The following is a 19,705-nucleotide window of genomic DNA, read 5'->3' as shown; positions in this document are numbered from 1 at the left end:
ATGCCCGGCTTCCATCTGTCGGAGACGCCGATCGACATCGCCCCGCTGCGTGCCGGCGTACTCGACCCACGCGCCGGCGGCTACGCCAGCTTCGAGGGGTGGGTGCGCGACCATCATGCGGGGCGCGCCGTGGACGGTCTCGACTATGAGGCCTATGCCACGCTGGCCGAGCGCGAGGGCGAACGCATCATCGCCGAGGCCAAGGCGCGCTTCGACGTGATCGACGCCCGCTGCGTGCATCGCGTGGGCACGCTGGTCATCGGCGACTTGGCGGTCTGGGTCGGCGTGAGCGCGGCGCATCGTGGCGCAGCGTTCGACGCCTGCCGGTACATCATCGACGAGACGAAGCGGCGCGTACCCATCTGGAAGCGCGAGCACTACCGCGAGGGCGATGCCGACTGGCTGCATCCGATGGCGGAGGAGGCATGAGCGTGCTGCGCGCGTTGCTGTTCACTGCCGCACTGGCTGGGACGGCCGGCGCATCGTCGCCCGCGACGAAGGCGGCCGAGCTGCTGGTCGGCAACAAGTCGGCCGATACGGTCTGGCGCCTGTCGCTCCGCGACGGCCGCCGGATCGGCGAGTTCCGCACGGGCGAAGCGCCGCACGAGATCGCGGTCGCACCCGATGGCCGGTCGGCTGTGGTGACGAACTATGGCGAAGCGAAGACCGGCAGCACGCTGTCGGTACTCGACCTGGTGGGCGGCACGCCGACGCGGTCGATCGACCTGGGCCAGCATGGCGCGCCGCATGGGCTTCGCTTCCTGCCAGACGGCCGCCGCGTGCTGGTGACCACGGAGGCGTCGGCCAGTGTATTGATCGTGGATGTCGGCACGGGCGAGATCGAACGGGAGATCGAGGTCGGTGCCGGGACCGGCCACATGATCGCGGTGTCGCCCGACGGCCAGGCCGCCTACCTGACCAAGATCCAGGCCGGCACCGTGAGCCGGATCGACCTGGAGGCCGGCACGAAAACCGTCGAGCGGCCAGCAGGAAAGGGCGCGGAGGGCGTCGCGGTGCGGCCGGACGGCGCCGAGGTCTGGGTGACCAACCGCGAAGACGGCACGTTGACCGTGCACGATCCGCGCACGCTCGCAGTCAAGCGCCGGATGAGCAGCAAGGGATTCCCGATCCGCGTCGTGTTCTCGGCCGATGGCACGTTGGCCTTCGTCACCAACGCGCGTGCGGCAACGCTCGCCGTGTTCAATGCGCGCACCAAGGTGCCGGTCGCGACCATATCGCTGTCGCGCGACGACATGACCTACCAGCCCACGATGCTGGGCAGTGCCGCGCTGCCGATCGGTGTGGTGGCCGCAGCCGATCGTCCGCGGGCCTACGTGGCGATCAGCGGTGGCGACAGGATCGCCGTCATCGACACGCAGCGCTGGCAGGTGATCGACTACTGGGTCACTGGCCGTGAGCCGGATGCGCTGGGCATCGTCGCGGACTAGGGCGCCCCGCGGTACGTCCGCGACCATGGCGCCGATGCCGTCGCAACGGCAGCGGAGAGTGACTGGCCGATGCTTTAAAAGGCGGTAGCTCCGCCGCGACCCGCGGCATCTCCGCTGCGAGATATCGATGTCGCAACGGCAGGGATCAGTGAATTGCCAATGTCTGAAAAGGCGGTAGCCCCGCCGGCTGGCCTCGGCGCCCGCGTCGATCGATACCGTTGCTGCCGCGCCCCGCGATGCGTCCGTCACGATGTCGGTGATGCCGTCGCAACGGCCGGGGGCAATGAATTGCCAATGCCTGAAAAGGCGGTAGCCCCGCCGGCTGACCTCGGCGCCCGCGTCGATCGATACCGTTGCTGCCTTCCGGCCCTGGCGGGATTTTCGACCTAGCGTCGCGAGGGGCCGACGGGGCCACCATAGACACGAAACCGCGCCGGAGCGCGGTTCGTCGTCAACCCACCGTGGCGGGTTGCGATGGAACTGGCGGAGAGAGGGGGATTCGAACCCCCGAAGCGCGGTTTAGACGCTTACACACTTTCCAGGCGTGCTCCTTCAACCACTCGGACACCTCTCCGGGACCTGAACGTGACCAAGGCCGCTTTCAGGGGCGTGAATTCTAGCCTTCGCGGGGGTGCGGCCACAAGCGAAGCCGTGCGCGGGCCATCGGGCGGAGGGAGGACGGGCGGGGCGTGGCACAATGTCGGCATGTCCTACCTCGTCCTCGCCCGCAAGTGGCGTCCCAAGCGTTTCGCCGAGCTGGTGGGCCAGGAACACGTGGTCCGCGCGCTGACCAACGCGCTGGACAGTGGTCGCGTCCACCACGCGTTCCTGTTCACCGGCACGCGCGGCGTTGGCAAGACCACGATCGCCCGCATCTTCGCCAAGTCGCTGAACTGCGAGAAGGGCACCAGCGCCGATCCCTGCGGCCAGTGCCCGGCCTGCCTCGACATCGATGCCGGCCGCTACATCGACCTGCTGGAAATCGACGCCGCGTCGAACACCGGCGTGGACGATGTGCGCGAGGTGATCGAGAACGCGCAGTACATGCCGTCGCGCGGCAAGTTCAAGGTCTACCTGATCGACGAAGTGCACATGCTGTCGAAGGCGGCGTTCAACGCGCTGCTGAAGACGCTGGAAGAGCCGCCGGAGCACGTGAAGTTCCTGCTGGCGACCACCGACCCGCAGAAGCTGCCGGTCACCGTGCTGTCGCGCTGCCTGCAGTTCAACCTGAAGCGGCTGGACGAGGAGCAGATCCGCGGGCAGATGACGAAGATCCTCGGCGCCGAGGCGATCGAGGCCGATAGCGCCGCCATTGCCCAGCTCGCACGGGCGGCCGACGGTTCGCTGCGCGACGGCCTGTCGCTGCTCGACCAGGCCATTGCCTATGCCGGCGGCGCCCTGCGCGACGAGGGCGTGCGCACCATGCTCGGCACGGTGGACCGTACCCAGGTCAGCGCCATGCTCGCCGCCCTGGCGCAGGGCGATGGCGAGGAACTGTTGCAGGTAGTAGCGCGGCTGGCGGAGTTCTCGCCCGACTGGGGCGGCGTGCTTGATGCGCTGGCCGAGGCCTTGCACCGCATCCAGGTGCGTCAACTCGTGCCATCGGCCGATGTCGAGGCGGAAGGCGTCGATGTCGATGCATTCGCCGGACAGCTGCGGCCGGAAGTGGTGCAGCTCTGGTACCAGATGGCGATCAATGGCCGTCGCGACCTGCACCTGGCGCCCAGTGGGCGCGCGGGTTTCGAGATGAGCGTGCTACGCATGCTGGCTTTCCGGCCGGCGCAGCCGGGCGAGATGCGCGGCGAAGCGCGTACGTCTCCGGCCAGCGCGGCCGCGGCGGGAGCGGCTCCGGAGGCGCCGTCTCCGTCCGCACATGCGCCCGCCGCCGTGCACGCCAAGGCGCAGGTGTCCGTGATGCCGCCGCAGCAGATGGCACGCGAAGAGGTCCCGCTGCCGCGCGCGGCAGCCGATGATGCGCCGCCGTGGCTTCCCGCCGAAGCGATGAAGGCTCCGGTACCTTCAGTACCCGCACCTGCACCTGCGCCGGCACCGCCCGTGTCCGGCGCGTCGCCCTCGACGATGCCCATCGACATCGACATCGACATCGACATCGGCATCACCGATGCCGAGACGTGGCTGCACTTCGCCAGCACCTGCGGCCTCAAGGGCGTCGGCAAGCAGCTGGTCGACAACGTCGCCTTTGCCGGTTATGCGAACGGCACGCTGACGCTCGCGCTGGACAGCGGTTTCGACTACCTGCGCTCGGAGCGCACGCTCGGCGAACTCGGCGAGGCCATCGCCAGCCGCTACGGCGTGGCGCCGCGCCTTGCGTTCGCGACGACCACCGCCGATGGCGAAACACTGAAGCAGCGCAGCCACCGGCAGCGCGACGAGCGCCAGAACGTGGCCGAGGAAACCTTCATGAACCACCCGGACGTGCGGCAGCTGATGCAGCAGCATGGCGCCAGGCTCGTCCCGGATTCCATCCGACCTTACGAAGAGTGATCACGACATGCGTGGAAACATCGCCCAACTGATGCAGCAGGCGCAGAAGATGCAGGAGAACCTGCAGCGCGCCCAGGAAGAACTCGCCAAGCTGGAAGTCACCGGCAACGCCGGCGGCGGTATGGTCAGCGTGACCATGACCGGTGCCAAGGAGTGCCGCAAGGTTCGCATCGATCCTTCGCTGCTGTCGGATGCCGAGATGCTGGAAGACCTGATCGCGGCGGCATTCAACGACGCGTCCAACAAGGTCGATGCCGAGTCGAAGTCGCGCATGGGCGCCGCCACGGCCGGCATGCCGCTGCCGCCCGGCATGAAGATGCCGTTCTGATCTGCCGCTGGCATCGGTGACGGCATGTTCGCCGTCGCGGATGCCGAGACGATCATGTCCAGTCCGCTGCTCGACCAGCTCATCGAGTCGTTGCGTGTCCTGCCCGGCGTCGGGCAGAAGACGGCGCAGCGCATGGCCTACCACCTGCTCGACCGCGAGCGGGATGGCGGCAAGCGCCTGGCCGGCGTGCTGGCCGAGGCGCTAGACCAGATCGGCCACTGCGAGCAATGCCGCGATTTCACCGAAGGCGCGATCTGCACGCTCTGCGCGAGTGGCAGCCGGGACCGCCACCAACTCTGCATCGTCGAGTCGCCCTCGGATCGCCTGGCCATCGAGCAGGCCACCGGCTACCGGGGCGTCTATTTCGTCCTGCATGGCCGGCTGTCGCCGCTGGACGGCATCGGCCCGCGCGAACTGGGGCTGGATGCGTTGTCGGCGCGCCTGGCGCAGGGCGAAGTGACCGAGCTGATCATCGCCACCAATCCCACCGTCGAAGGTGAGGCCACTGCGCATTACCTGGCGCAGCTGGCGCGGCAGCAGGGCGTGCGGCCCAGCCGCCTGGCGCACGGCGTACCGCTGGGTGGCGAACTGGAATACGTGGACCGCGGCACGCTGGCGCACGCCTTCGGCGGCCGCAGCGAAATGACCTGACCGAACGAGCACGAGGACGCAACCGCATGACCGACACCATCTTCGCCAGGATCATCCGTCGAGAGATCCCGGCCACCATCGTCTACGAAGACGATGACGTCCTTGGCTTCAAGGACATCGCCCCGCAGGCGCCGGTGCACGTGCTCTTCATTCCCAAGAACGAGGCGATTCCCACGCTCGACGACGTGCGTCCGGAACAGGCGCACCTGATCGGCAAGCTGGCGTTGGCTGCGGCGCATTACGCGCGCAGCGAAGGATTCGCGGAAGACGGTTACCGCATCGTCATGAACTGCCGCGAGGACGGCGGGCAGACCGTGTTCCACATCCACCTGCACCTGCTCGCCGGGGCGCCGCTCGGCCGCTTCGGCACGCCGGGCTGAGCGCCCATCCACGCAATGGCGGGACAAGAAAAAGCCGCTCGATGAGCGGCTTTTCCGTTCGTTGCGACAGGGCGACTTACCACCAGCCCCAGCGGCCCCAGCGTGGGCCCCAGAAGGGGTCGTAATACGGATAGGGGCGGACGACTTCGACCTCGCGCACTTCCGGCCACAGGTAGACCACGTCGGCGGCGACGCGCGGCAGCTGGTAGTCGTAGTCGCCGATGCGGGTGCTTTCGTAGCCCTCGATCTTGCCGACGAAGGTCACTTCGCGGCCTTCGGCGAACACGGCCGGATCGTAGAAGCCGGCACGGCAGGCGATGAAGCGGCCGTCGGTGGCGTCGGGTGCCGTCGACATCGGCCGGCCGGTGGCATTGAGCGGCCGCGAGACGAGCTGGAAGCAGGTGGAGTTCTGGCCGGGCGTGGTGCTGATGATGCGCCCGCCCCAGCGGACCGGTGCACCGACCTGCGGCGCGCCGACGGAGTCGCGCGGATTGACCTGGGTGAAGCTGCCCTGCAACGGCGTGGGCGCCGTGGCGCAGGCGGAAAGCAGCGCGGCGGCTGCGACGACAGTGGCGAAGCGAAGGTTCATGGCCAGTCTCCAGCGGGTTATGGGCGGTGCCGGCGCAGGTCTTCGATCAGTGCGCGGTTGTCTCCCTCACCCGGAGCGTAGCGCGCATCGGCGAAACGCCGGCTGAGCGAGAGCAGGGGTTGGGCGGCCTGCTGCCGCGCGCTGGCGACACGCTGCGCCCAAGCGTCCGGGCTCTCATGCGGCGCCCGCCCGAGGCCGAGCCGGGCGTAGCGGGTGCCCAGCCGGTGCCAGGCGCGCAGCAGCGGATCGCGTTCGCGCTCGCCGCGCGCCAGCAGCCAGGCCATCCACGCGAGTGCGGCCAGTGCGAACAGGCCGAACAGCGCGGTCAACGCGGCGCTGCCGAGCCGCTTCGCACCGAAGCGCTCGAACATGCGCGCCTGCCGGGTGGCATCGAAGCCGAGGACCAGGTCGTTCCAGCCGCGGCGCAGCCAGTCGCCCACCTGGCCCAGATCGCCGACCCCGATCAGCTCGCCGACGGCGCCCATCGCGCCGCCCGCGCGCAGTCGATCCTCGAGCGTGTCGTAGATGCGTTCCGGCGCCACCGCCGCCGTGGGATCCACGCGCACCCAGCCGCGTTGCGGCAGCCACACCTCCGCCCAGGCATGCGCATCCATGTTGCGCACGATCCAGTAGCGCCCCAGCGGGTTGTAGACACCGCCCGCGTACCCCGTGACCACGCGCGCCGGCACGCCCGCCGAGCGCATCAGGAAGACGAACGACGAGCTGAAGTGTTCGCAGAATCCCTGTTGCTGGTCGAACAGGAATTCGTCGACGGTGTCGCGGCCGGGAAAAGGCGTGTCCAGCGTGTAGGCGAAATCGGCGCGGATCCACTGCAGCGCGCGTGCGACGATCGCGGCATCGTCGGTGCCCGCGTCCTGCCGCCACTGCGTACCCAGCGCACGGGTTCGCGGGTTGAATCCGGGGGGCAACCTCAGGGCCTGCTGCCGCAGCGATGCCGGCAGGTCCGCTTCGAACCGCGTGGGTGCTGACGATTGCAGCCGCCAGCGCGTCAACGCCGTGAGCGGCGTGGGCACCCGCACGCTGTAGTCGCGGCGCACCCACGTGCCCTCGGGCGTGGCGGTGGGCAGATCCAGCGCCACCAGGTCGCGACGTTCGGTCGGCTCTACGTCCATCTGGTAATCCCATACCACCGGCGCGCGTTCGGTGGCCGGCGTGAAAGGCGCTGCGTCCGCGCGCGCATCGCCGCGCGTCCAGGTGCGTCCGTCGAAATCCGGCAGCACCGGGCCACGCCAGTACATCTGGCTGGTAGGTGGGGTGGCGCCGAAGAACTGCACCCGCAGGGCAGGGGCTTCGTCGGCGATCAGGTCCAGGTAGCTGCCGGGCGTCATGTCGTCGCTGAGGCCGGGCTTGGCCAGTGCGCGCTCCGGTACGCCCCACAGCGGCGACGGGAAGCGCGGGAACAGCCAGAACGCCGCCAGCACCAGCGGCACGCCCAGTGCGACCAGCTTGCCGATCTCGCGTAGCTGCTGCAGCGGACGCGTGGTGCCTGCCAGCGAGGCTGCTTCCGCATCGGCGAGCCGGTGCAGGGCGACCAGCGCGCCCAGTACGCTGCCCAGGCCCAGCGCCATGCTCAGTGGGCCCTGGTCGAGCAGGAACGCGGCGAACGGCGCGAACAGCGCGAAACCGAGCAGACTGCGGTTGTCGCGCAGCGTGCGCGTTTCGGCGGGCTTGATCGCCAGCATGCCCGCCAGCAGCGCGCACCCGGTATCGCGGCCGAACTGCATGCCGGTGACGGACATCACCGCCGCCACCAGCGCCAGCGCCAGCAGCAGGCGCAGTACGCCGGGCAGGGGCCGGCGCCACGAGGCGAACGCCATCAGCACGGCGGTCGCACCGGTGCCCAGCGCCAGCGCCGGCGGCAACTGGACCAGCAGCGCCAGCAGACAGGCGCCGGTCGCGGCCAGCGTCCAGCGCCGGCTGCGGGCATCCAGCGTGGGCGCGTCAGCGTTCTTCATGCGGAAGCAGGGCGAGCGCGCGCAGACAGAGGTGGCGATGGGACGGGCCGTTGGAAGGTCCAAGGGGCGGCTGATCTGGCAGAGACAGGCGGTAGCGCAGACCCTCGCGTTCGGCGGCTTCCACCCAGTGGGCCAGGCGCTGGATGCGGCGTTCGTGCGGGAGCGAAGCCAGCGTGCTCCATTCCAGGTCCACGTCGCGGCCCAGCGGCTGCTCGTAGTCGCGCACCAGCAACTGGTCGCGGCGCGCCGACGGCTTCCACGCGATCGCGCGTCGCGCATCGCCGGCCCGATAGTTGCGCAACTGATGGACGTCCTCGCCCGCGGGATCCAGCCGCGCGCGGGTGCCGGCATGTCCGGCGTGCGGCAACGGAGGACCCTGCACTTCGGCAGCGGGATAGACCAGCAGCGGCGTTTCCGGCCACACCCAGGCCCAGGCCCGTGCGAGGCCGAGCGGTTGCGTCGTCGAGAGGCGCACGCGGTCCAGGTCGTACCAGCCGCGCCGCTCGGTCGGCAGCGGCAGCGCGATGACCTGGCTCTCCGACGGTGGCAGCGCCGCGTAGAGATGTTCGCCGACGGCCTCAAGACGCAGGCCGTGGCGCGTGCGCGCGTCGCGCGAGGCCAGCGCCACCTGCAGCAGCAGTGGCGTGCCGACGGGCACGGGCTCGGCCGACATCGCCTCGATGCGCAGGCCGGCCAGTTGCAGATGGGCGAAGATCAGGCTGGCCAGCGCGGTGGCGCCGAGCAGCAGCGCCAGCAGCAGGGCCGGATTGTTGTTGTAGTTCAACGCGCCCAGCAGCATCGCGAACACCAGCGCCGCGAAGAACAGGCCGAACCCGGTGGGCAGCACGTAGATGCGACGGCGGTCGAGGAACACCGGCAGCGCTTCGGGCCGGCGTGGCCGGGCCAGTCGTGCGAAGCGGCGGGCCAGCGTGAGCGTCACGCTCAATCCACCGGAACCGCACGCAGGATCGCCTCGGCCAGCGCGGGCGCCGACACGGCTTCCGCTTCCGGCACCAGGCGATGCGCGGCGACGGCGGCGAACAGGGCCTGCACGTCGTCCGGCAGTACATGCCGGCGGCCCAGCAGCAGTGCGAAGGCGCGCGCCGCGCGCAGCAGGGCGATGCCGGCGCGCGGCGACAGTCCGACGCGCACGCCGGGATGCTGGCGGCTGCGCGTGAGCAGTGCCTGCACGTAGTCGATCAGCGCATCGCTGGCGTGGATGCCGTTCACCGCCGCGCGCAACGCCAGTACGTCGTCGGTTGACAGCAGCGGCATGGCCTGCGCGATCATCATGCGGCGATCGCTGCCGGCCAGCAGCTCGCGCTCGGATTCGGCACTGGGGTAGCCCAGTGCCAGGCGCAGCAGGAAGCGGTCCAGTTGCGAATCGGGCAGCGGATACGTGCCGGAAAGATCCACGGGATTCTGCGTGGCGATGACGAAGAACGGTTGCGGCAGCGCATGGGTGACGCCGTCCAGGGTGACCTGGTGCTCGGCCATCGCCTCCAGCAGCGCGCTCTGCGTGCGCGGCGGCGCACGGTTGATCTCGTCCGCGAGCAACACGTTGGTGAACACCGGACCGGGATGGAAGGTGAAGGCCCGTGCCTGCGCGTCGTAGACCGACACGCCCAGCACGTCGGCGGGCAGCAGGTCGGAGGTGAACTGCACGCGCTGGAAACCCAGCCCGAGCGTGGCGGCCAGCGCATGCGCCAGGGTGGTCTTGCCCAGGCCCGGCAGGTCCTCGATCAGCAGGTGTCCGTCGGAGAGCAGGGCGACGAACGCGAGCTGCACCTCGCGCGACTTGCCGAGCACCAGCGAATTCACCTGCGCCTGCGCGCGGGTGAGGGCGTCGGACAGGCCTTCGGATAGCATAGGGCGGGTGCTGGGGATGGCGGACATCGCGCTCTCGGTTTCCGATCGTAGGTTGAGGGCAGTGTAGCGAGATGGACGAAGAACAACGCGCGCGACGATGGTTCCTTGCCGTGTGGGCGATCGTGACGGTGGTCAAGATCGCCATTGCCGCGCGCCTGCCACTGTTCGTGGACGAAGCCTTCTACTGGCAGGAAGGGCGGCATCTCGCCGCGGCCTATTCCGACCTGCCTGGATTGACCGCGTGGCTGACGCGGCTGGGCACCGACATCGGCGGCCACCAGGTGCTGGCGGTGCGCGCGCCGTTCCTGCTGATGGCGGCGCTGCTGCCGTGGCTGGTCGCGCGGAGTGCGGCGCACTGGTTCGGCGCGGCCGTCGGCTGGCAGGCGGCGCTGCTGGTCGTGCTGATGCCGCTGTCGGGCACGCTGGGCCTGCTCGCGCTGCCGGACGTGCCGATGGCGCTCGCCACCGTGCTGTGCGCGGATGCCGGTGCGCGCCTGTTGCGCGAAGTGGACGCCATGTCGGCCACCGAACTGGCGATCGGCCTCATGCTCGGTGCGCTCAGCCATTACCGTTTCATCGGTGTGATCGGCGTGGGACTGCTCGCGTTGCTCTGGTTGCCGGAAGGAAGGAAGGTGCTGCGCGACCCGCGCGTGTGGGTCGCGCTGGCGGCAGGCGTACTGGCGTGGGCGCCCTTGCTGGCCTGGAACCTCGAGTACGCCGACGCCGGCCTGCGTTTCCAGTTGCTGGATCGCCACCCGTGGAGCTTCCACGGCGACGGTTTCCGCTTCGTAGTGGTGCAGGCGGCGATGGCGACGCCGCTGCTGTTCTGGGCCATGCTCGTGGTCTGCCTGCGGGGCATCCGCAGCGATGGCAGCGCGGATACGGCGTGGCGCTACTTCGCGCTGCTGGGCGCGGTATCGACCCTGGGCTTCTTCGTGCTTGGCTTCTTCGCCGACAACGAGCGCGTCAGCTTCCACTGGCCGCTGCCGGGCTATCTCGCACTGCTCGTGGTGGTGCCGCTGCTGCTGCGGGAGTGGTCGCCCGCGCGCCGGCGCGCGACCTGGGGCCTCGCGGCGCTCGGCGCGGTGCTGATGCTCGGTTACTACGTGGCGGTCTCGTTGCCCGGTCTTCGTTTGCAGGTCGCAGGCAGCAAGTACTACCCGGAGAATTTCGCGGGCTGGAGTGCGCTGGCCACGGAGGTGCGCGACGTGCAGGCAGCCTTGCCGGAAGGCACGGTGCTGCTGGCGGACAACTTCAAGACCGGCGCCGAGCTGGGTTTCGCCCTGGGTGAGGCGGACATTCCCGTGCTCGACCACCCACTGAACCGCAAGCATGGGCGTGCGCCGCAGCTCCAGCTGTGGGGCCTGCATCACGACGGCGCGCGCGATGCGCCCACGCTGCTGGTCGTGGGCGCGACCGACGTGAAGTTCAGCGCACTGCTGGCCCACTACCAGCAGCTGTGCCGGATCGTCGGTCCGCTGCCGCCGCCACGCGTGGTGAACATCGACCATGGTGCACGGCGGTTCCTCCTGTTCGCGCTGCCCGCTGAACGCGAGCAGGGTGAATGCATCACGCCGGTCGTCGCCAACATCGACGTGCCCGCCGCGGGTGCGCGCGTGGACAGGCGCTTCCGAGTCGGTGGCTGGGCGGTGAAGGACGTCGTGGGCGTGGCGAAGGTCGAGGTGCTGCTCGATGACCGTGTCGTCGCGGTGGCCAGCGACGCCGGTGCCAACGAGTGGCTGCGTGGTTTCCTGAAGGACGCTTCGCGCGATCCGCGCATGCCGCGGGTCCAGTTCACGGCCGAGGTCGATGCCGGCGCCGTACCCGCCGGCCGGCATTGGCTGGGCTTGCGGGTGACCGGTGGCGACGGCAGCGTCGAAACCTGGGCCGAGCAGCCGGTGGAGATCCGCTGACGGTCAGGCTCAGGGCAGCTCGAAGCCGGCCTCGCGCAGCATCCTGGACACGGCGATCAACGGCAGGCCGACCAGCGCCGTGGGGTCCGTCGACTCGATGGCGTCGAACAGGGCGATCCCCAGCCCTTCAGACTTGAAGCTTCCGGCGCAGTCGAAAGGCTGCTCAGCGTCCACGTAACGCTCGATTTCGGCAGCGGAGAGGGGGCGAAAGCGGACAGTGGTGACATCCTGCGCCTGCAGGGTCACGCCGTCGCGGACCAGGCAGACGGCCGTATGGAAGCGCACCTGCCGGCCCGACATGGACGCCAGCTGGGTGAGGGCGGCCTCGCGGTGCCCGGGCTTGCCCAGAGGCTGTCCATCCAGCTCGGCCGCCTGGTCGGAGCCGATGACCCAGGCCCCCGGGTGCTGCCCGGCGATGACCTCGGCCTTCGCACGGGCCAGCCGGGCAGCCATGGCGGGCACGGACTCCCCGTCCAGGGGGGTCTCGTCCACCTCGGGACGCGCGATGTGGAGCGGCAGGCGCAGCCGTTCCAGCAGTTCGCGCCGGTAGCGGGAGGTGGAGGCGAGCATCAGCGGCATGGGGGTGGCACCGGCAGGACGGGGCGGGGGAGTCTGCCCGCCGGCAGGGCCAGCGGCAAGCCATCCTCGGCACCCGGGGTGGTTTGACAGTTCGGCGTTTGATCCTTAACATTCAGCGGCTTATGTCCGCGAATACGCCCGAGATGTTGGATGCTTGGCGCATGGTCGCGACCCGGCGCAGCTTTGAAGGCCGCCTGCCGTTGTCCTCGATGACGCGCTTGCAGGGCCTTCTTGTCGATACCGAAGGCGAGGTGCGTTACGCGATCGAGTTCGATCACGACGCGTTGCGGGTGCCTTACGTCGGGTTGCGGATCGAGGCCGAGCTGCCGCTGGTATGCCAGCGCAGCCTGCGGCGGTTCGTGTTGCCGGTGACGGTGGAGCAGCGCTTGGGGCTGGTGCGCAGCGAGGATGAGGAATCCGCGCTGCCGCCGGGCTACGAAGCCCTGCTGGTGCCGGAAGACGGCATGCTGCGCCCCGCCGACCTGGTGGAGGACGAACTGGTCCTCGCCGTGCCGGTGGTACCGGTGGATCCTGCATCCGAGGCCGTCGAAAGCGAATGGGCCGCGGACGAAGAAGAAGTGGCGAAGACCAGTCCGTTCGCGGCACTGGCCTCGCTGAAGAAGAACTAGCCGCTACCGCGGTCTGGCAACACGAACCGCAAGGTTCACCAACAGATAGAAGAGCTGGAGCAATCCCATGGCTGTGCAGAAATCCCGCGTCACCCCGTCCCGTCGTGGCCAGCGTCGTTCGCACGACGCGCTGACCGCCAAGCAGCTGTCGACCGACCCGACCACGGGCGAGATCCACCTGCGCCACCACGTGACCGCCGACGGCTACTACCGCGGCAAGAAGGTCATCGCCACCAAGACCTCGGCGGTCGAGGAAGATTGATCCGTGCGGCGCGCCCGGCAGGGCGCGCTTTCCGCATGATCGATGACAACCAGGGCCCGTCGTCGGGCCGGCAATGGGAGCGTGCATGAGCGAGCCGGGTAGCAAGGGGCGCATTTACGCGCGCATCGCCGGGACGGGCAGCTATCTGCCCGAAAAGGTGCTGACCAACGAGGACCTGTCGAAGCTGGTCGATACCAGCGACGAGTGGATCCAGTCCCGCACCGGCATCCGTGAGCGCCACATCGCCGCCGAAGGCGAAACCGCCGGCGACCTGGGCTACCAGGCCGCGCTGCGCGCACTCGAGGCCGCCGGCGTCGATGCCTCCGAGATCGACCTCATCGTGGTGGGCACCACCACCCCCGACCTGATCTTCCCGTCCACCGCCTGCTTGATCCAGGCGCGCCTGGGCGCGGGCGGCTGCGCGGCGCTGGACGTCAATGCGGCCTGTTCGGGCTTCATCTACGCACTGAGCGTGGCGGAAAAGTTCATCCGCTGCGGCGACGCAAAGACCGCGCTGGTGATCGGCACCGAAACGCTCAGCCGCATCGTCGACTGGACCGAGCGCACCACCTGCGTGCTGTTCGGCGACGGCGCGGGCGCGGCCGTGCTCAAGGCCGACACCGAGACCGGCATCCTCAGCACCCACCTGCATGCCGACGGCAGCAAGAAGGAACTGCTGTGGAATCCGGTCGGCGTTTCCACCGGATTCAAGGCGGACGAGCCGAACAACGGCATCCGCATCGAGATGAAGGGCAACGACGTGTTCAAGTACGCCGTCAAGGCGCTCGACAGCGTCGTCGACGAAACGCTCGACGCCAACGGCCTCGACAAGCACGACCTCGACTGGTTGATCCCGCACCAGGCCAACCTGCGCATCATCGAAGCCACGGCCAAGCGACTCGACATGTCGATGGACCAGGTCATCGTGACCGTCGACAAGCATGGCAACACCTCGTCCGGTTCGGTGCCGTTGGCGCTCGATACGGCGATCCGTTCGGGGCGCGTGCAGCGTGGCCAGTTGCTGCTGCTCGAAGCGTTCGGTGGTGGCTTCACCTGGGGCTCGGTGCTGGTGCGTTATTGAACCGGCTGCGACACGGATGAAAATGGAAGGCGATGCTGCAGAGCATCGCCTTCTTCATTTCGGGCAACGATCGTCTCGATGGCCCACAACGTCGCGCACGTTCGATGACGCACAGGCGCAGCGCGCATGCGACAGCGTCGCATGCGCATACGCCCCGGTACAGACAATCTAACGCGTTCGCCCGTATCATCGCCGCCTGATTTCACGCAGGGTGTCGCAGTGACTTCCACGCAACTCGCTTTCGTCTTCCCGGGCCAGGGCTCGCAGTCGGTCGGCATGCTGGCCGAGCTGTCCGAACTGTATCCGGTCGTGCGCGAGACGTTCGCCGAAGCCTCCGACGGCGCTGGCGTCGACCTGTGGGCGCTGTCGCAGGGCGGCCCCGACGAAATGCTCAACCGCACCGAATACACGCAGCCGGCGCTGCTCGCGGCCGGCATCGCGGTGTGGCGCGCGTGGCAGCAGCAGGGCGGGGCGCAGCCGTCCCAGCTGGCCGGCCATAGCCTGGGCGAGTACACCGCGCTGGTCGCCGCCGGTGCGTTGTCGTTGAAGGACGGCGCGCATCTCGTACGCCTGCGTGGCCAGTTGATGCAGGACGCGGCGCCGGCGGGCGTCGGCGCAATTGCGGCGGTGCTCGGCGCTGAAGACGCGATGGTGGCGGAGGTCTGCACGCAGGCGTCCGACAGCCGGATCGTCGTGCCGGCCAACTACAACTCGCCGGGCCAGATCGTGATCGGCGGCGACGCCGAAGCGGTCGACCGCGCGATCGCGCTGCTCACCGAGCGTGGTATCCGCAAGGTCGTGAAGCTGGCGGTCAGCGTGCCGTCGCATACGCCGCTGATGCGCGAAGCCGCCAATCGCCTCGCCGAAGTGATGGCGGGTCTCCACTGGCAGGCGCCGTCGCTGCCGGTCGTCCAGAACGTCGATGCGAACGTGCACGCCGGTATCGATGCGATCCGCGATGCGCTGGTGCGCCAGCTGTACCTGCCGGTGCGCTGGACCGAGTGCGTGCAGCTGCTGGCGTCGAACGGCGCCGCGCGCATTGCCGAGTGCGGGCCTGGCAAGGTGCTGGCCGGTCTGGTGAAGCGCATCGACAAGGGCCTGGATGCGCGCGCCATCGGTGGCGTCGGCGACTTCCAGGGCGCGCTCGCCGATTGGCGGGCCTGACGCGCGTCGCGTCCGCTCCCTTATCCTGATCCGCCGCGCGCGGAACATTCCGAGGACATCATCATGAGCAAGCCCCTGCAGGGTGAAATCGCACTGGTCACCGGCGCGAGCCGCGGCATCGGCGCGGCCATCGCCGACGAACTGGCCGCGCAGGGCGCGACGGTCATCGGCACGGCGACCACGGCCTCCGGTGCGCAGGCCATCGGCGAGCGCATGGCGGCGGCAGGTGGCCATGGCCGTGAACTGAACGTCACCGACGCCGGTGCGGTCGATGCCCTGATCGACGCGATCACCAAGGAATTCGGTGGTATCTCCATCCTGGTCAACAACGCCGGCATCACCCGCGACAACCTGCTGATGCGCATGAAGGACGAGGACTGGCAGGCCATCCTCGACACCAACCTCACCAGCGTCTACCGCACGTCGAAAGCGGTGATGCGCGGCATGATGAAAGCGCGCAAGGGCCGCATCATCAACATCGCCTCGGTGATCGGCGTGACCGGCAACGCGGGGCAGGCGAACTACGCCGCCGCCAAGGCCGGCATCATCGCGTTCTCGAAGTCGCTGGCGAAGGAGATCGGCAGCCGCGGCGTCACCGTCAACGTGGTCGCCCCCGGTTTCATCGCCACCGACATGACCAAGGACCTGCCGGAAGATACCAAGAAGGCGCTAGGCGAACAGATCGCATTGGGCCGCCTGGGCGAACCCGCCGACATCGCCAACGCGGTCGCCTTCCTCGCGGGTCCGGCCGCCGGCTACATCACCGGCGAGACCCTGCATGTCAACGGCGGCATGTACATGCCATAAGAATTAGCTGTAAGTGGTTGATTCGGTGGCGTTTGGCGATACCTGCCCGCCGCCGCCGGTTTCCACTACACTATCCCCGGTTTGCCTTCCCCCGCGTCGGCAGAATCCAACAAGTCACCCATCTCCGTCTGGAGCGAATCCATGAGCAGCATCGAAGAACGCGTCAAGAAAATCGTCGTCGAACAACTCGGCGTTAAGGAAGAAGAAGTCACCACCAGCGCATCGTTCGTCGATGACCTGGGCGCCGACTCGCTGGACACCGTTGAACTGGTGATGGCGCTTGAAGAAGAGTTCGAGTGCGAAATTCCGGACGAGGAAGCCGAGAAGATCACTTCGGTGCAGCAGGCCATCGACTACGTCAAGGCGCACGTCAAGGCGTAAGTCCGGCAGTTGCAGCAAACCGTGTCGGGGCCGCGCATGCGGCCCCGCGCGTATCCGGCCCCCATCCGCCCGCGTATTGCGGGACACGGCCGTCAAGATCCAAGAGGAATCCGATATGAGCCAGCGTCGTCGCGTCGTCGTCACCGGCATGGGCCTGGTGTCCCCCCTGGGCAATGACATGGCCAGCAGCTGGGACGGCATCGTCAACGGACGTTCGGGCCTGGGCCCGATCACCACCTTCGATACCGAGGGCTACAGCACGAAGATCGCGGGCGAGATCCGCGGGTTCGATCCCACGGCCTTCGTGTCGCCGAAGGACGTGAAGAAGATGGACTCGTTCATCCACTACGGCCTCGCCGCGTCGCTGATGGCGATGGACGACGCCGGCCTGGAAGTGACCGAGGCCAATGCCGAGCGCATCGGCGCGATCATCGGCGCCGGCATCGGCGGCATCCTCGGCATCGAGGAAACCGCGGTGAAGCTGCACGAAGGCGGTCCGCGCAAGATTTCCCCGTTCTACATCCCCAGCACCATCATCAACATGCTGCCGGGTCATCTGAGCATCATGAAGGGCCTGAAAGGCCCGGGCTATTCGGCAGTGTCCGCCTGTGCCACCTCGAACCATTCGATCGGCATCGCCATGCGCACCATCCAGTACGGCGACGCCGACGTGATGATCGCCGGCGGCGCCGAGCGCGGCTCGTCGCCGACCTCGGTTGGCGGGTTCTGCGCGATGAAGGCCATGTCCACACGCAACGACGATCCGACGCGCGCCTCGCGCCCGTGGGACAAGGACCGGGACGGTTTCGTACTGGGCGACGGCGCCGGCATCCTGGTGCTGGAGGAGTACGAACACGCCAAGGCGCGTGGCGCGCGCATCTACTGCGAACTGGCCGGGTTCGGCGCGTCGCAGGACGCGTTCCACATGACCGCGCCCAGCGAGAACGGCGAGGGTCCGGCGCGCTGCATGCGGTCGGCGCTGAAGGACGCTGGCCTCAATGCGGACCAGGTGGAATACCTCAACGCGCACGGCACCTCCACGCCACTGGGCGACCTGGCCGAGACGCTGGCCATGAAGCGCGCGCTGGGCGACCACGCGTACAGGATCATGGTCAGTTCCACCAAGTCGATGACCGGCCACCTGCTGGGCGCGGCCGGTGGCGCGGAAGCGATCTTCTCCGTGCTGGCCATCCACCACGGCATCATCCCGCCGACTATCAACCTGGATGAGCCGGGCGAAGGCTGCGATCTCGACTACGTGCCGAACATCGCGCGCGAGAAGAAGATCGATGTCGCGGTGTCGAACGGGTTCGGCTTCGGCGGCACCAACGGCACGCTGGTGTTCAAGCGGATCTGACGATGCATCCTTCTCCCTTCGGGAGAAGGTGGCGCGTAGCGCCGGATGAGGGTGCGGCGAAATCATCGTCCCCTGAACCATCGCGTCTTCTCCGCACCCTCACCCCAACCCCTCTCCCGGTGGGAGAGGGGCCAGGAACAGCATGATCGAAACCCGCGCCCTTCCCGCCGACACCGACCTGCTGGCCCTGCATGGTCTCGATCCGCAGCGCTATCCGGTGCTGCTGGAATCGGTGGCCTCCGGCACCGCGCAGGGACGCTGGGATTTCCTGCTGGTCGCCGACGGCACCGGTCTGCGCCTGGATACCGATGGCATCACCCGTGATATGCGGGGACATGTGGAGGCCGGCGATTTCCTGGCCGTGCTCGACCGCCACTGGCAGGCGCAGCGCACGCCACGCGAAGAGCCGCGCTGGCCGTTCCGTGGTGGCTGGGCGTTGCTGTTGGCCTATGAGCTGGCGCAGCAGGTGGAACCGGTCCTGCGTCTGCCCCACGGGCCGGCGACACAACCCGTGGCGCTCGCATTGCGTTGTCCTGCTGCGGTGCTGCGCGACCGCAGTACCGGCGATTGCGTGATCGTGGCGGAAGCCGGGCGGGGCGATCTGATCGCCCGGACCGACGACGACGTCGCGGGCATCGGCCAGATGCCGCCGCTGCCTGCCTGGCAGCCGCCGTCGCGTATCGATGAAGACGAGCCCCAGCGCTTCACCGACGGCGTGGATCGCATCCTCGACTACCTGCGCGCAGGCGACATCTTCCAGGTGAACCTGTCGCGTGCCTGGCAAGCGCGCTTCGAGGCGCCGCTCGATCCCGCCGCGCTGTATGCGCGGCTGCGCACTGCCAATCCCGCGCCGTTCGCAGGCCTCTTCGCCACGCCGGCGTGGACGGTGGTCAGCTCGTCGCCCGAGCGTCTGGTCTCGATACGCGGGGACGTGGTCGAAACCCGCCCGATCGCCGGCACGCGTCCACGCTTCGAGGGCGACGATGACGCCGCCCGCATCCGCGAACTGGTCGGCCATCCGAAGGAACGTGCCGAGCACGTCATGCTGATCGACCTGGAACGCAACGACCTGGGCCGCGTGTGCACGCCGGGCAGCGTGCAGGTCGACGAACTGATGACGGTGGAGAGCTACGCGCACGTGCACCATATCGTCAGCAACGTGCGCGGGCACCTGCGCGACGAGGCGACGCCGGGCGACGTCATCCGCGCGACCTTCCCCGGCGGCACCATCACCGGCTGCCCCAAGGTGCGCTGCATGCAGATCATCGCCGAGCTCGAGCAGGTGCCGCGTGGGGCGTATACCGGCGCCTTCGGCTGGCTGAACCGTGACGGCGATCTGGACCTGAACATCCTGATCCGCAGCGCCGAGGTCGTGGCCGATGGTACGGGCAGCGTGGCCCGATTCCGGACCGGTGCCGGCATCGTCGCCGACTCGATCCCCGACAGGGAGCTGGACGAGACACGCGCCAAGGCGCGAGGCATGCTGAAGGCGCTGGAAGGCTGATCGCTATGGCCTTCTCCCTGCGTCAGCGGGGAGAAGGTGCCCGAAGGGCGGATGAGGGGCGACGAAGGCAGGATGCTTGAATGCCGCAGCCCTGCTGACGCCGCCATCCATCGCGACTCCCTCGAAAAGCCGAACAGGGATGTGCTGGCTGCTGCTCCATCTGCCCTCATCCTCCCCCCGCCTACCTTCTCCCATGCGTGGGGAGAAGGGGTGCTTCACCGCGGCTGGACAGGGCCCGCCCACCGCCTGAGACGGCGACCGGGTATCCTGCACGGCCTGCTT

At 68.6% G+C, this 19,705-nt stretch carries 20 protein-coding genes, 1 tRNA gene and 1 other RNA gene; 15 read left to right on the top strand and 7 right to left on the bottom strand.

The annotated features are described in order from the left end of the window. Window positions 1-429, top strand: coding sequence for a molybdenum cofactor biosynthesis protein MoaE (locus ACGHX3_RS12280; protein ID WP_394695133.1), 429 nt, complete (start codon window positions 1-3; stop codon window positions 427-429). Then, window positions 426-1,448 (top strand): beta-propeller fold lactonase family protein, encoded by a 1,023-nt coding sequence (locus ACGHX3_RS12275; protein ID WP_394695132.1) that lies wholly within the window; start codon window positions 426-428, stop codon window positions 1,446-1,448. Before ACGHX3_RS12280 ends, ACGHX3_RS12275 begins: the two co-directional genes overlap by 4 nt. A gap of 312 nt (window positions 1,449-1,760) precedes the next feature. On the opposite strand, the gene ffs is transcribed toward ACGHX3_RS12275, so the two are convergent. Together ffs and ACGHX3_RS12265 are read right to left on the bottom strand one after the other, a co-directional pair. After that, an RNA gene (ffs, locus tag ACGHX3_RS12270) (signal recognition particle sRNA small type) lies at window positions 1,761-1,857 on the bottom strand. Window positions 1,858-1,929: 72 nt separating this feature from the next. Continuing rightward, window positions 1,930-2,022, bottom strand: a tRNA-Ser gene (locus ACGHX3_RS12265). 131 nt (window positions 2,023-2,153) lie between these two features. Between ACGHX3_RS12265 and dnaX the strand changes: the two genes are divergently transcribed. Genes dnaX through ACGHX3_RS12245 form a run of 4 tightly spaced genes read left to right on the top strand, consistent with a single transcriptional unit; the run spans window position 2,154 to window position 5,312 of the window. Then, window positions 2,154-3,953, top strand: a complete 1,800-nt coding sequence (gene dnaX / locus ACGHX3_RS12260) for a DNA polymerase III subunit gamma/tau (RefSeq protein WP_394695131.1) — start codon at window positions 2,154-2,156, stop codon at window positions 3,951-3,953. A 7-nt stretch (window positions 3,954-3,960) separates the two neighbouring features. Beyond that, window positions 3,961-4,281 (top strand): YbaB/EbfC family nucleoid-associated protein, encoded by a 321-nt coding sequence (locus ACGHX3_RS12255; protein WP_162336381.1) that lies wholly within the window; start codon window positions 3,961-3,963, stop codon window positions 4,279-4,281. Between the two features lie 54 nt (window positions 4,282-4,335). After that, window positions 4,336-4,932, top strand: a complete 597-nt coding sequence (gene recR / locus ACGHX3_RS12250; RefSeq protein ID WP_394697285.1) for a recombination mediator RecR — start codon at window positions 4,336-4,338, stop codon at window positions 4,930-4,932. Window positions 4,933-4,958: 26 nt separating this feature from the next. Further along, the gene (locus ACGHX3_RS12245; RefSeq protein WP_162336382.1) at window positions 4,959-5,312 is read left to right on the top strand and encodes a histidine triad nucleotide-binding protein; all 354 of its coding nucleotides are present in this window, start codon (window positions 4,959-4,961) and stop codon (window positions 5,310-5,312) included. 76 nt (window positions 5,313-5,388) lie between these two features. Here the strand turns inward: ACGHX3_RS12245 and ACGHX3_RS12240 are convergent, their stop codons facing one another. From ACGHX3_RS12240 to ACGHX3_RS12225, 4 genes are read right to left on the bottom strand one after another with little or no spacing between them, the layout of a single operon-like run. Continuing rightward, window positions 5,389-5,901, bottom strand: coding sequence for a Slp family lipoprotein (locus ACGHX3_RS12240; RefSeq protein ID WP_162336383.1), 513 nt, complete (start codon window positions 5,899-5,901; stop codon window positions 5,389-5,391). Between the two features lie 17 nt (window positions 5,902-5,918). Further along, window positions 5,919-7,877: a DUF3488 and DUF4129 domain-containing transglutaminase family protein gene (locus ACGHX3_RS12235; protein ID WP_394695130.1), complete on the bottom strand. Its 1,959-nt coding sequence runs from the start codon at window positions 7,875-7,877 to the stop codon at window positions 5,919-5,921. Further along, window positions 7,864-8,805, bottom strand: a complete 942-nt coding sequence (locus ACGHX3_RS12230; protein WP_394697284.1) for a DUF58 domain-containing protein — start codon at window positions 8,803-8,805, stop codon at window positions 7,864-7,866. Before ACGHX3_RS12230 ends, ACGHX3_RS12235 begins: the two co-directional genes overlap by 14 nt. 14 nt (window positions 8,806-8,819) lie before the next feature. After that, window positions 8,820-9,773: an AAA family ATPase gene (locus tag ACGHX3_RS12225; RefSeq protein WP_394695129.1), complete on the bottom strand. Its 954-nt coding sequence runs from the start codon at window positions 9,771-9,773 to the stop codon at window positions 8,820-8,822. Between the two features lie 44 nt (window positions 9,774-9,817). On the opposite strand from ACGHX3_RS12225, the gene ACGHX3_RS12220 reads away from it, so the two are divergent. Further along, window positions 9,818-11,659, top strand: coding sequence for an ArnT family glycosyltransferase (locus tag ACGHX3_RS12220; protein ID WP_394695128.1), 1,842 nt, complete (start codon window positions 9,818-9,820; stop codon window positions 11,657-11,659). A 9-nt stretch (window positions 11,660-11,668) separates the two neighbouring features. Here ACGHX3_RS12220 and ACGHX3_RS12215 read toward each other — a convergent pair whose 3' ends face one another. Beyond that, window positions 11,669-12,238 carry a Maf family protein gene (locus tag ACGHX3_RS12215; RefSeq protein ID WP_394695127.1) on the bottom strand — a complete coding sequence of 190 codons (570 nt, stop codon included), beginning with the start codon at window positions 12,236-12,238 and terminating at the stop codon, window positions 11,669-11,671. A gap of 122 nt (window positions 12,239-12,360) precedes the next feature. On the opposite strand from ACGHX3_RS12215, the gene ACGHX3_RS12210 reads away from it, so the two are divergent. The 8 genes from ACGHX3_RS12210 (at window position 12,361) to ACGHX3_RS12175 (ending at window position 19,423) form a co-directional block, all read left to right on the top strand. After that, window positions 12,361-12,867 (top strand): YceD family protein, encoded by a 507-nt coding sequence (locus ACGHX3_RS12210; RefSeq protein WP_213604880.1) that lies wholly within the window; start codon window positions 12,361-12,363, stop codon window positions 12,865-12,867. Between the two features lie 67 nt (window positions 12,868-12,934). Next, entirely contained in the window at window positions 12,935-13,129 is a 195-nt protein-coding gene (gene rpmF / locus ACGHX3_RS12205; protein ID WP_162336389.1) for a 50S ribosomal protein L32, read from the top strand. An 85-nt stretch (window positions 13,130-13,214) separates the two neighbouring features. Next, entirely contained in the window at window positions 13,215-14,210 is a 996-nt protein-coding gene (locus ACGHX3_RS12200) for a beta-ketoacyl-ACP synthase III (RefSeq protein WP_162336390.1), read from the top strand. 219 nt (window positions 14,211-14,429) lie between these two features. Further along, on the top strand, window positions 14,430-15,374 hold the full coding sequence (fabD, locus tag ACGHX3_RS12195; protein ID WP_394695126.1) for an ACP S-malonyltransferase: 945 nt from the start codon (window positions 14,430-14,432) through the stop codon (window positions 15,372-15,374). Between the two features lie 63 nt (window positions 15,375-15,437). After that, window positions 15,438-16,181, top strand: coding sequence for a 3-oxoacyl-ACP reductase FabG (fabG, locus tag ACGHX3_RS12190; RefSeq protein ID WP_394695125.1), 744 nt, complete (start codon window positions 15,438-15,440; stop codon window positions 16,179-16,181). Window positions 16,182-16,322: 141 nt separating this feature from the next. Beyond that, a complete protein-coding gene (acpP, locus tag ACGHX3_RS12185) occupies window positions 16,323-16,562 on the top strand; it encodes an acyl carrier protein (RefSeq protein ID WP_014161144.1) in 240 nt (79 codons plus the stop codon). A 148-nt stretch (window positions 16,563-16,710) separates the two neighbouring features. Beyond that, window positions 16,711-17,919 carry a beta-ketoacyl-ACP synthase II gene (gene fabF / locus ACGHX3_RS12180; protein WP_238391147.1) on the top strand — a complete coding sequence of 403 codons (1,209 nt, stop codon included), beginning with the start codon at window positions 16,711-16,713 and terminating at the stop codon, window positions 17,917-17,919. A gap of 142 nt (window positions 17,920-18,061) precedes the next feature. Then, the gene (locus ACGHX3_RS12175) at window positions 18,062-19,423 is read left to right on the top strand and encodes an aminodeoxychorismate synthase component I (RefSeq protein ID WP_394695124.1); all 1,362 of its coding nucleotides are present in this window, start codon (window positions 18,062-18,064) and stop codon (window positions 19,421-19,423) included. Window positions 19,424-19,705: the final 282 nt, after the last annotated feature.

This window comes from Pseudoxanthomonas japonensis (genome assembly GCF_043632995.1).
GTDB lineage: Bacteria > Pseudomonadota > Gammaproteobacteria > Xanthomonadales > Xanthomonadaceae > Pseudoxanthomonas_A > Pseudoxanthomonas_A japonensis.
The sequence above is the reverse complement of the archived record's forward strand: the minus strand, read 5'-3'. Positions and strand labels throughout refer to the sequence as shown.